At 73.3% G+C, this 10,411-nt stretch carries 10 protein-coding genes; 6 read left to right on the top strand and 4 right to left on the bottom strand.

What is annotated here, in order from left to right; all coding sequences use genetic code 11:
- Positions 1-7: 7 nt before the first annotated feature.
- The 4 genes from HHX35_RS43055 to HHX35_RS00950 all read left to right on the top strand — a co-directional run bounded on the left by HHX35_RS43055 (position 8) and on the right by HHX35_RS00950 (position 4,643).
- On the top strand, positions 8-2,050 hold the full coding sequence (locus tag HHX35_RS43055) for a histidine kinase (RefSeq protein WP_310738831.1): 2,043 nt from the start codon (positions 8-10) through the stop codon (positions 2,048-2,050).
- Entirely contained in the window at positions 2,023-2,703 is a 681-nt protein-coding gene (locus HHX35_RS43050; RefSeq protein ID WP_310738830.1) for a response regulator transcription factor, read from the top strand. Before HHX35_RS43055 ends, HHX35_RS43050 begins: the two co-directional genes overlap by 28 nt.
- Before the next feature lie 113 nt (positions 2,704-2,816).
- A complete protein-coding gene (locus tag HHX35_RS00955; protein WP_182897151.1) occupies positions 2,817-4,097 on the top strand; it encodes an alpha/beta fold hydrolase in 1,281 nt (426 codons plus the stop codon).
- A gap of 6 nt (positions 4,098-4,103) precedes the next feature.
- The gene (locus HHX35_RS00950) at positions 4,104-4,643 is read left to right on the top strand and encodes a TetR/AcrR family transcriptional regulator (protein ID WP_259404724.1); all 540 of its coding nucleotides are present in this window, start codon (positions 4,104-4,106) and stop codon (positions 4,641-4,643) included.
- Positions 4,644-4,659: 16 nt separating this feature from the next.
- Here HHX35_RS00950 and HHX35_RS00945 read toward each other — a convergent pair whose 3' ends face one another.
- The 4 genes from HHX35_RS00945 to HHX35_RS00930 all read right to left on the bottom strand — a co-directional run bounded on the left by HHX35_RS00945 (position 4,660) and on the right by HHX35_RS00930 (position 8,733).
- Entirely contained in the window at positions 4,660-5,460 is an 801-nt protein-coding gene (locus tag HHX35_RS00945; RefSeq protein ID WP_182897149.1) for an ABC transporter permease, read from the bottom strand.
- On the bottom strand, positions 5,457-6,326 hold the full coding sequence (locus HHX35_RS00940; RefSeq protein ID WP_051762067.1) for an ABC transporter permease: 870 nt from the start codon (positions 6,324-6,326) through the stop codon (positions 5,457-5,459). Before HHX35_RS00940 ends, HHX35_RS00945 begins: the two co-directional genes overlap by 4 nt.
- 74 nt (positions 6,327-6,400) lie before the next feature.
- Positions 6,401-7,633, bottom strand: coding sequence for an ABC transporter substrate-binding protein (locus tag HHX35_RS00935; protein ID WP_182897148.1), 1,233 nt, complete (start codon positions 7,631-7,633; stop codon positions 6,401-6,403).
- A 47-nt stretch (positions 7,634-7,680) separates the two neighbouring features.
- The gene (locus tag HHX35_RS00930) at positions 7,681-8,733 is read right to left on the bottom strand and encodes an ABC transporter ATP-binding protein (protein ID WP_182897147.1); all 1,053 of its coding nucleotides are present in this window, start codon (positions 8,731-8,733) and stop codon (positions 7,681-7,683) included.
- Positions 8,734-8,868: 135 nt separating this feature from the next.
- On the opposite strand from HHX35_RS00930, the gene HHX35_RS00925 reads away from it, so the two are divergent.
- Together HHX35_RS00925 and HHX35_RS00920 are read left to right on the top strand one after the other, a co-directional pair.
- A complete protein-coding gene (locus tag HHX35_RS00925) occupies positions 8,869-9,612 on the top strand; it encodes a FadR/GntR family transcriptional regulator (protein WP_139574542.1) in 744 nt (247 codons plus the stop codon).
- Between the two features lie 5 nt (positions 9,613-9,617).
- Positions 9,618-10,406, top strand: a complete 789-nt coding sequence (locus HHX35_RS00920; protein WP_182897146.1) for a cache domain-containing protein — start codon at positions 9,618-9,620, stop codon at positions 10,404-10,406.
- Positions 10,407-10,411: the final 5 nt, after the last annotated feature.

Below are 10,411 nucleotides of genomic sequence, written 5' to 3'. Positions count from 1 at the left end.
GATACACATGGGAACGATGGTGATCAGTGCGGCGGCGCATCTCGGCGTGATGGGCGGTCTGGCCGTACCGGCGCTGGTCGTGGCGGTCTCGGCGCTGCTGTTCGCCGTGGCGCGCGCACGGACGCTGGGCGTCTCGCTTTCGGCGATGGCCGTGGTCACGGCGGTCGCGGTGCTGCTGGTCGCCTGGGGCGGCGCGCCGGCGCGTGTGACGGCGGCGGGCGGCGTCCTCGCGCTGGGCGTGGGCGCCGGGATCTGGACGGCGGGCCGTGCGCGCCGTCGCCGCGCGGCCGCCCGGCTGGGCCGCCGGGAGTTTCTGCGGCACGCGGCGGCCGTCCCGCGCGACGCGGCACGGGCGGAGCGGGCACGCTTCGCCACCGAGTTGCACGATGTGGCCGGGCACCGTCTCACCGGGGTTGTGGTGACGGCGGGTGCCGCGCTCCGGCTTGACGCCCCGGACCTGCGGGCGGCGGCGCTCCGGCACGCCGCGGAGGCCGGACGCGCCGCACTGGCGGAACTCGACGCTCTCGGCGCGTCGCTCGACCCCGCGCGCACGCTGCACGAGCTGGACGCCCTCGCCGCCGCGTTCGCGCAGGCCGGCTACCGCCGCGGCGTCCGGGTCGTCACCCGGGAAGGCGCGGCGCTCGCCTATCGCGTACTCAGAGAAGGGTTGACCAACGCCGCCCGGTACGCCGCCGGCGCCACCGTGCGGGCACGAGTGGACGCCGACGGCGACGTCCTCCTCGTCGAGGTGAGGGACAGCGGAGGGACGGCGGCCGGCGACGGCCTCGGCGCCGGCACGGGGCTGGACGCTCTGCGGCGTGCCGTGGCCGAGGCGGGCGGACGGTTCGACGCGGGCCCGCACGAGGGCGGGTGGCTCGTCCGGATGTCGCTTCCGGGCGCTGCCGGGGAGCCGCCGGTGCGGGCGCAGGCCGCCAGACGGCGGACGCGCACGATCGCACCCAGGGTCTGGCTGCGGCTGCTGGGGCCGGCCTCCGCCGACGCCGCGCTCGTGGTCCTGGCGTTCGCACTGCCCTTGGGAGCATGCCTGATTCCGGCCGGAGGGCCGGACGCGTTCCGTGGATCCGCCGTGGCCGACGCGCTGCTGGCCGGAGTGCTCGCCGCCCACGCCGCACCGCTGGCGTGGCGGCGCAGCGCCCCGTGCGCGGCGGCGATGGCGGCCTGCGCCGTCGTGCTGGGGTGGCTGCTGTGCGAGCACTACGGCTGGACGTCGTCCCACGGGACCGACGTGCTGCTGTGGTGCTGGTGGGCGGATCTTCTGCTGGTCCATGCGGCAGCGTCGAGAGCGCGGCGTCGCGCGGCCGGAAGCTGGCCGGTGCCGCTCGTGGTGGCCGCCGTCGCCGGGGCGGCGCTGGCCGCGGACGGCGTGGGGCACCGCTTCACCGCCTGGGCGGTCTTCACCGCGGCCGTGCTCGTCCCCGCCCTGGTCTGCTGGGCCTTCGGCCTGCGCGCGGGACGGCGGCGGCGCGCCGGGAGCGACGCCTGGACCGCGCTGCACCGGGCCGTCGACGACCACGCGGCCGCTGCCGCGCACGAGGAGCGGGCGCGGCTGTTGCGGGGCCTGCGCGGCACCGCATGCGCCCACGTCCGTGCCGCGGTCTCCGCCGCCGAACGCGAGGATCTCCAGGACGTCCTGACGCGGTCCCGGGCGGCGATGCTCGTCATGCAGGACCTGGTCACCGAGCTGCGCGCCGCAACCGCCGACGACGACCCGCCGCCAACCCTGGCCGGGGTCCGCACGCTGGCCACGCGTCATCGCGCCGCCCTGCGCGTGACCGGCCCCGTCCGCCCTCTTCCCGCGTCCGCCGAGGTGATCGCCTACCGCACCGTCGAGGCGCTCATGGAGGACGAGACTCCGATCGCCCTTCACCACGTCCCGGACGGACTGGACCTGACCATCGGCCCGCGCCGCCCCGGCTCCCCGGGCGTGCCGCGCCCGCTGCGGGACCGGATCGACGCAGGAGGCGGGACGCTGAGCATCGCCGCCGACGGTACGGTGCGGGTGTGGCTCCCACAGACCGATCCGACGTGATCCGCGTGACGGTCGCCGACGACCAGCCGATCGTCCGCGCGGGCATCGCCGCCATTCTCGCCGCCGAGCCCGGGCTGCGGGTGGTCGACCAGTGCGGCGACGGCGAGACGGCCGTGCGGCAGGCCCTCGACCTGCGCCCGGACGTCGCGGTGCTCGACGTCCGTATGCCGGGCCTGGACGGTGTCGCGGCGACCGCGCGGGTGACGGCCGCTGCCCCCGAGGTGCGGGTCCTGCTGCTCACCAGCTTCGGCCTGGACGAGTACGTGTTCGGCGCGCTGCGGGCCGGAGCGTCGGGCTTCCTGCTCAAGACCGCCGAGCCGCAGCGCGTCGTCGATGCCGTCCGGGTCGTCGCTGCCGGGGACGCCCTCCTCGACCCGGCCGTCACCCGGCGGCTCATCGACCACTACGCCGCCGCGCCCGGCGGCTCGCCCGGCTCCGCGCCGCCGGCGGCGCTGACCCGGCGGGAGACCGAGGTCCTGGTTCAGGTCGCACGCGGACGCAGCAACGCCGAGATCGCCCGGGAGCTGTCCCTGAGCCCGGCCACCGTCAAGGACCATGTGGCGGTCATCCTGCGCAAACTGAACGTGCGCGACCGCGTCCAGGCCGCGATCGCCGCCTACGAGACGGGGCTGGTCCGTCCCGGCGTTCGCTGACGGCCCCCGCCGCGCAGGGGGGACGGACCCCGCCGTCCGGCGGGGCGCGGGGCCCGTGCGGTTCGTCGTCACGCAGGAGGAACGGCGCGAACGGCGTACCTAGCCTGGACGGCATGGCAATGATCTTCCTCCGGCGCGCCGGCGGTGTGCTCACGATCCTGGTGGCGCTGGTCGCGGCGGTCGTCGCGGCCCTGGCCGCCTTCTTCTGCGCGGCCTTCGCCACCGCGCTCGTCCCGGTGTTGGTCGCGGCGGCTCTCGCAGCGTTCTTCGCGACCTTCTTCCTTTCGTGCTGGGCGGGACTCGAGCTGTTCGGACTCCGGCGCAGCCGGCGACCCGCCGCCCTGGCCGCCGCCGTCGCCGTCGTCGTGTTCGGCGCGGCGGCCGGGATCCCGCTGTTCCGGCCGATGCCGCGTCCCGCCGGCCCGCCCCCCGGTTCCGACGTCCGGTACTGGGACCTGCCGACGGGCTCCCGCATCGCCTACAGTCACATTCCCGCCGTCGGCAGACCCCGTCCGGCGCCTGTGGTGTTCCTGCACGGCGGGCCCGGGACCGCCAACGACGGAATTTCCCCTGCGGGGCGCGCGCTGGCCGCCGACGGCTTCGATGTGTACGCGTACGACCAGCTCGGCTCGGGACGCTCCACGCGGCTGTCCGACATCCGGGGATATACCGTCGCACGGCAGGTCGCCGACCTGGACGCGATCCGCCGCCGGCTGGGCGCCGAAAAGATGATCCTGATCGGGCAGTCGTGGGGCGGCGAACTGGCCGGACACTACATGGCCGTACACCCCGAGCACGTGGCCAAGGCCGTGCTGAGCTCACCCGGCGTCCTGTGGTACGGGGCCTTCCGCGGACGCGCCAGCGGCGAACTGTGGGATCGGCTCTCGCCGCGTCAGCGCGAGCGGGCCGAAAGCCTCGCCTCCAGCCCCCGTATGTCGGCGGCCCAGCTGCTGGCCGAGGTGAACCCGTCCGCCGCCCACGCCCTCTTGGGCGACGACGAGGCCGATGAGCTCTTCCGCCGGATCCTGGACGCCTCGGTGTCCGCCGCGCAGTGCCCCGGCCGTCCACCGGCGTCGCTCCCGGCCAACCGCCCCGGCTTCTACGTCAACCAGATGACGATCGCCGACGCCCAGACCCTGCCCGATCCGCGTCCCCGCCTGCGTACCGTGACCGTTCCGACGCTGGTGATGCGTGGCGAGTGCGACTACAAGGACTGGCAGGTCACCTACGACTACCGGCGCACCCTGCCCGGCTCGACCCTGGTCTACGTCCCCCACGCCGGCCATGCCATCGCCATCGACCAGCCGGCCGTCTATCTCGCAGTGGTGCGAGCCTACCTGCTGGGCCACCGGCTCCCGCTCCCGCCCTACACCGCCGCCACCCCGCCCATCTGATCAGGCCTGCGTCGCGGAGGCGAGGCCCATGGGGTTCCAGTAATCGCGGAGGAGGAGGATCCGCCCGTCGCGGATGCGGAACACACGACGATCCGGGCCGTCGCCGCCGACGCCGGGGTCAACCCCGGGCTCGTCATGCACTACTTCGGTTCCAAGGAGGAGCTCTTCCTCCGCGTCGCCCGCGCCCGGCCGTCCGGGCCGCTCGAAGGCGAGCCGGAACAGGTCGTCGAGGAGATGCTCGACCGGCTCGCCGCCTCGATGGCCGACGAGCCGGTCGAGTCGCTGGCCGTCCTGCGCTCGATGCTGACCCATCCGGGAGCCTCCGAGGCCGCGGCCGAGGGGGCGGCCCGCCACCGGGCGCAGCTCGCCGAGGCCATCCCCGCCGCCGACGCGGGCGTACGGGCCGCGCTGATCAGCGCGGTGCTCATCGGCGTGGTCCTCGGGCGGCACCTGCTGAAACTCGAAGAGCTGCGCGACGCGCCTCCCGAGCAGATCGCCGCCCTGCTGCGCCCCTGCCTGCGGTCCCTGACGGGCGCGGACGGCTGATCCGTCCAGGCGCCTTTTAGTGGGTCTGCGGGTCGCCGCCGGACAGGCGCTGGGCCAGGTAGATCGGGATCACCGACAGCAGGATCAGCGCGGCGGCGACCACGTTGACCACCGGCGCCTGGTTGGGCCTGAACAGGTTCTCGAAGATCCAGATCGGCAGCGTGCGGACGCCGGCCCCGGCGGTGAACGTCGTGACGATGATCTCGTCGAACGACAGGGCGAAGGCGAGCAGCCCGCCCGCGAGCAGCGCCGAGCGCATCATCGGGAACGTGACCAGGCGGAACGTGGTGAACGTGTCCGCCCCGAGGTCGGCCGACGCCTCCTCCAGGTTCAGGCCCATGCGGCGCAGCCGGGCCAGCACGTTGTTGTAGACGGTGACCACGCAGAACGTCGCGTGGCCCACGATCACGGTCAGCAGCCCGAGGGGGAGGCCGAGCACCGTGTGGAAGGTGTTGCTCAGCGCGATGCCGGTCACGATACCGGGCAGGGCGATCGGCAGCACGATCACGAGTGAGACCGTCTCCCTGCCGAAGAACCGGTAGCGCTGCACCGCGAAGGCGGCCATCGTGCCGAGCACGAGCGCGATCACGGTCGCGCCGAGACCCGCCTGCACCGAGGTCCACAGCGCGTCGCGCAGGCCGGCCGAGTCCCAGGCAGCCGCCCACCAGCGCAGCGTGAACCCGGCGGGCGGCCAGGAGAAGGTCCGGTCGGAGTTGAACGAGTTGAGCAGCACCACGGCCAGCGGCACGTAGATCACGGCCAGACCGGCCGCCAGCGCCGCCCGCAGCAGCGTCCGGGACGTACGAGAGAGATTCATAGATTCTCCAGCGCGCCGGTGCGGCGTACGGCCGCGAGGTAGACCAGCATGATCACGACGGGGACGGTGGCGACGGCGGCGGCGAAGGGCAGGTTGTTGGCCGCGCCGATGTTGTCGTAGACCACGTTGCCGATGAGCTGGGTCTTGCCGCCGACGATCTTCACGGTGATGTAGTCGCCCAGCGAGAGCGAGAACGTGAAGATCGACCCCGCCACGGCGGCGGGGAAGGTCAGCGGCCAGACCACGGTGCGGAAGGTCCGCCACCCGCGGGCGCCGAGGTCGCCGGCCGCGTCGAGCAGCGAGTTCGGCAGCCGCTCGAGCCCCGCGTAGATCGGCAGGATCATGTACGGCAGCCACAGGTACGACAAGGTCACCACGGTGGCGGTCAGGCCGTAGCCCCAGCCGAGCACGCCGTCCGAGGACAGCATCACCCGCCACGCGTACGCCTTGACCAGGTAGGACGCCCACAGCGGGGTGAGCACGGCGATCACCAGCCAGCGCTGGGCCCGCGGCGAGGCCAGCTTGGCCATGGCGAACGCCATGGGGAAGGCCACCACCAGGTCGATCAGTGTGACCGCCGCGGCCACGCCGATCGAGCGCAGGGCGACCGTGCGGTAGACCTCGCCGGTGACCAGGTCGGTGAAGTTGGCCCAGGTGAACACCTTGACCACGTCGCCGGTGAACACGTCGGTCGACCAGAACGCGGTGACGAGGAGGGCCGCGAGGGCGCCCAGGTAGGCCAGCCCAAGCCAGGCCAGGGGCGCCGACAGCAGCAGCGACAGCCGCACCCCGGCGTGCCGGTGCAGGAACGAGGCGGCCCGCCTCCGCATCCCGGGGGAGGCGGCCGTCGTGGTGATGGTCGTCATCGTCTTCTCTCCGTGCGGCTTATCTCCGTGCGGCCGAGGGGGACGGCCGGGTAGCCGTCCCCCGGGGGGAGCGCTCAGCCCTTGATCTCGGTCCAGGCCCGGGTCCACTCGGAGTAGTCGGTGCACTTGACGTCGGTGCGCCCGTCGAGGCACTGCGCGATCGGCGTGGTCCAGTAGTGGACCTTGGAGAAGTACTCCTCGTCGGTCGCGTGGTAGGTGTCGCAGAACGACTTGTCGGAGGTCTGCTCGCAGGCCTTGGCGTTGGACGGGGCCTCGCCGAACCACTCGGCCACCTGCGCGTTGGCCGTGGGGGAGATGATCCAGTCGAGCCACTTGTAGGCGCAGTTGGGGTGCTTGGCCTTCGCGGCGACCATCCACGTGTCCGACCAGCCGGTGGAGCCCTCCTTCGGCAGCGTCGTCTCGACCGGCGCCTTGTCGGCCTCCACCAGGTTGGCGATCACCTGCCACGTCGTGCCCACGACCGTGTCACCGGACTTGAACGACTGCACCGCCTTGGTGTAGTCGGACCAGTACTCGCCGATGTTCTGCTTCTGCTGCTTGAGCAGGTCGACCGCGGCCTGGAGCTGCTTGTCGTCCAGCGCGTACGGGTCCTTGATCCCCAGCTCCGGCTTGGCCGACATCAGGTAGAGCGCGGCGTCGGCGATGTAGATGGGCGAGTCGTACGCCGTCACCTTGCCCTTGTACGGCGAGCCGGGGTCGAACACGACGCCCCAGGAGTCGGGGGCCGGCTTCACGGTGTCCGTGCGCCACATGAGCAGGTTCGCGCCGCGGCCGTGCGGGATGCCGTACGCGACCCCGTTGACCGAGTTCCACGGCTTGAGCTTCAGCCCGTCGAACACGTCCTTGTAGTTGGGCACGAGGTCGGTGTTGACCGGCGCGACCGTGCCCGAGGCGATCAGGCGCAGCGAGGCGTCGCCCGAGGCCGAGACGGCGTCGTACTCGCCGGTCTTCATCAGGTTGACCATCTCGTCGGAGGTGCCGGCCGTCTTGGTGTTGACCGTGCAGCCCGTGGCCTTCTCGAACGGGTGGACCCAGTCGACCTTGGGGTCGTTGGAGCCGTCCTCCGCGTAGCCGGCCCAGGCGACGAGGTTGACCTGTCCCTCGCCGGGGCCGAGGGACTTCAGGGCCTCGATCTTCGGCGGCGTGAAGGCGCCGCCGCCGGGGGCCGCGGCCGAGCCGCCGCCGGCGGTGGACGACCCGCCGCCGCAGCCCGCGACGGCGGCGAGCGCCAGCGCGGCGGTGACGACGAGAGAAGGCCTGGCGAAACGCGGACGGGGGGACCGCATCGTGGTTCTCCTTGCTGTGAGTGGTGCGGGGGGCGCGGTGGCGGAGCTCAGCCGGCGGCGACCGGCTCGGCGGGGGCGTCGATGGGGAACTCGTGCCGGCGGTTCCACACGAGGCGGACGCGGGCGCCGCGCAGGCCCGTCACGTCCATGGACGACGCCTGCAGGTTCTGCTGGAGGGCGATCAGGCGCCCGCCCGCGTCGAGGTCCACGACGAACCGGGTCGCCGGACCGGCGTACACGACCTCGCGGATCACGCCGGCGGCCTCGTGCTCGTCCGGGCCCGGCGGCTCTTCGCCGAGGACGACGCGCAGCTTCTCGGGCCGGACGCTGAAGGTGCCCTCCCTGTCCAGCACGGCCCGCGCGGCCGCGCCGGAGATGAGGTTGGAGGTGCCGACGAAGGAGGCGACGAAGGCGGTGGCCGGGCGCTCGTACACCTCGGCGGGGGTGCCGATCTGCTCGATCCCGCCCTGGTTGAACACCGCGATCCGGTCGCTCATCGTCAGCGCCTCCTCCTGGTCGTGGGTCACGAACAGGAACGTGATGCCGACCTCCCGCTGGATCGCCTTCAGCTCGACCTGCATCTCCTCGCGGAGCTTGAGGTCGAGCGCGCCGAGCGGCTCGTCGAGCAGCAGCACGCGCGGCCGGTTGACCAGCGCGCGGGCCAGCGCGACCCGCTGGCGCTGGCCGCCGGACAGCTGGGCCGGGCGCCGCTTCTCGAAGCCCTCCAGCCGCACCGAGCGCAGCGCGGCGAGCGCCCGCTCGCGCCGCTCCGCTCTGGGCACCTTCTTCACCCGCAGGCCGTACTCGACGTTGTCGAGCACGCTCATGTGGGGGAACAGCGCGTAGTCCTGGAAGACCGTGTTCACGTCCCGCTCGAACGGCGCGAGCCGCGTGACGTCACGCCCGCCCAGCTCGACCGTCCCTGCGGTGGGCGACTCGAACCCCGCGATCATGCGCAGCACGGTGGTCTTCCCCGAGCCGGACGGCCCGAGCATCGCGAAGAACTCCCCGTCGGCGACGTCGAGGTCGATCCCGGCGACCGCCTCGACCGGCCCGAAGCTCTTGCGCAGGCCGCGGAGACTGACTGCTTGGTCTGGCATGACCTGAAACATATGGAGTTAAATGTTTCACGTAAAGACCTGATCAGGTATCACTGTTGTCAACTTTCGCGGAGTCCACTCTCGCGGAGTCAACCGTCGCGGACGGCGTGGGCGAACAGGAGTGCGACCGTGAACATGGCCCGCCTGGCCGTCTTCTCACCTGTGGACAGCACCGCCAGGGTGGACGTCGTCGTCCGGCGGCTCGCAGACGCGATCGCGGTCGGCCTGCTCGCCGACGGTGAGCAGCTGCCCAGCGAGGCGGAGCTCGCGGGCAGGCTCGGCGTCTCCACCGTGACCCTGCGGGAGGCGCTCATGGCGCTGCGCCAGCGGGGGATGGTCGAGACGCGGCGCGGGCGGGGCGGCGGCAGCTTCGTACGCCTGCCCGCCGGGCTCGACCCTCTGGCGCGGCTGCGCGCGTTCGCGGCCGACGAGCTGCGCGACTTCGGCGACCACTACGCGGCCGTCGCCGGGACGGCGGCCAGGCTCGCCGCCGAGCGCTCGCTTCCCTCGGACGTCGCGCCCCTGTGGCGCACCCTGGACGAGATGGACGCCGTCGCCGCCGCACCGGAGGCGGCCGGGTCCGCGGAGGCGTGCGCCCGGCTGCGCAGGCTCGACGGCCGGTTCCACATCGAGGTGGCGGCGGCCTCGCAGTCGGCCCGCCTCACTCAGGAGGAGATCCGGTTACAGGCTGACATCGGACCGTTGCTCTGGCTTCCGCACGAGGGCCTGAGCGGGCACGATGAGACGGCGGCACAGCATCGCGCCATCGCCGGGGCCGTCGAGCGCGGCGACGGCGAGCAGGCCAGGGCCGTCGCCGAGCGGCACGTGCTCGACGCGACACGACACCTCATCGAGCTTCGGCTGCGGCTGCGGGAGTAAGAAGCATGAGCACACCGGCGTCACTTGTGCAGGCCGGGCACGACCACGCCGCCGCGGCGGTGGCGCGGGTGCGCGAGGCGGCCGAGGGCGTGTTCGAGGCGCTGCGCGAGGTCCGCGACGCCGCCGTCGCCTGCGTCCTGCCCGCGGGCGGCACGCGCCGCCCGGTCGTGGCCGACCTCGCGGCGCTGCGCCCGCTGCTGTGGGCCCGGCTGCGCGGCGGCGCGCTGCCCGCCCGTCTGCCCGCCCGTCTGCCGGCCCATCTGCCGGCGCTGATCGCGGGGATCGGCTTCATCGCCGCGCCCGGCCTGCTGGCCGACGCGCCGTGGTACCTCGAATGGTGGCAGGAGAACCCCTCCGGCGACCCCGTGCAGCTGCTGCGGGACATGGACCCGGCGAGCAGCGCCTTCTACGACTACACCCACTGGGACTGGTACGCCGGCCCGTCCTCCGGTGCGGAGCGCACGATCTGCGGCCCGTACGTCGACTACCTGTGCACCGACGAGTACAGCCTCACGCTGTCGGTGCCCGTGCTGGCGGGGGGGAGCTTCGCCGGGGTGGCCGCGGCCGACGTGTTCGTCCGGCGCTTCGAGGCCGCGGTGCTCCCGGCGCTGCGGGAGATCCCCGGCCCGGCGTTCCTGGTCAACGCCGAGGGCCGGGTCGTCGCGTCCAACACCGCGAGCTGGGTCGCGGGATCGGTCTACCGCGGCGGCCCGCGCGACGGGGACCACGTCGTACGCCGGGTGGGCGACCTGCCGCTGTCCCTGGTGACCGCGACGGCCGGCGGCGCCGTGTAGCGCGG

The organism is Microbispora sp. H10830, assembly GCF_014161375.1.
Classification (GTDB): domain Bacteria; phylum Actinomycetota; class Actinomycetes; order Streptosporangiales; family Streptosporangiaceae; genus Microbispora; species Microbispora catharanthi.
This window is presented reverse-complemented; position numbering and strand designations above follow the sequence as displayed.

What these genes read in the sequence shown, in the direction of transcription:
- HHX35_RS43055 (WP_310738831.1), top strand. Translation starts at nt 8, where the DNA reads ATGGGAACGATGGTGATCAGTGCGGCGGCGCATCTCGGCGTGATGGGC.
- HHX35_RS00925 (WP_139574542.1), top strand. Translation starts at nt 8,869, where the DNA reads ATGGCCCGCCTGGCCGTCTTCTCACCTGTGGACAGCACCGCCAGGGTG.
- HHX35_RS00945 (WP_182897149.1), bottom strand. Translation starts at nt 5,460, where the DNA reads ATGAATCTCTCTCGTACGTCCCGGACGCTGCTGCGGGCGGCGCTGGCG.
- HHX35_RS00935 (WP_182897148.1), bottom strand. Translation starts at nt 7,633, where the DNA reads ATGCGGTCCCCCCGTCCGCGTTTCGCCAGGCCTTCTCTCGTCGTCACC.
- HHX35_RS00955 (WP_182897151.1), top strand. Translation starts at nt 2,817, where the DNA reads ATGGCAATGATCTTCCTCCGGCGCGCCGGCGGTGTGCTCACGATCCTG.
- HHX35_RS00930 (WP_182897147.1), bottom strand. Translation starts at nt 8,733, where the DNA reads ATGCCAGACCAAGCAGTCAGTCTCCGCGGCCTGCGCAAGAGCTTCGGG.
- HHX35_RS00920 (WP_182897146.1), top strand. Translation starts at nt 9,618, where the DNA reads ATGAGCACACCGGCGTCACTTGTGCAGGCCGGGCACGACCACGCCGCC.
- HHX35_RS00940 (WP_051762067.1), bottom strand. Translation starts at nt 6,326, where the DNA reads ATGACGACCATCACCACGACGGCCGCCTCCCCCGGGATGCGGAGGCGG.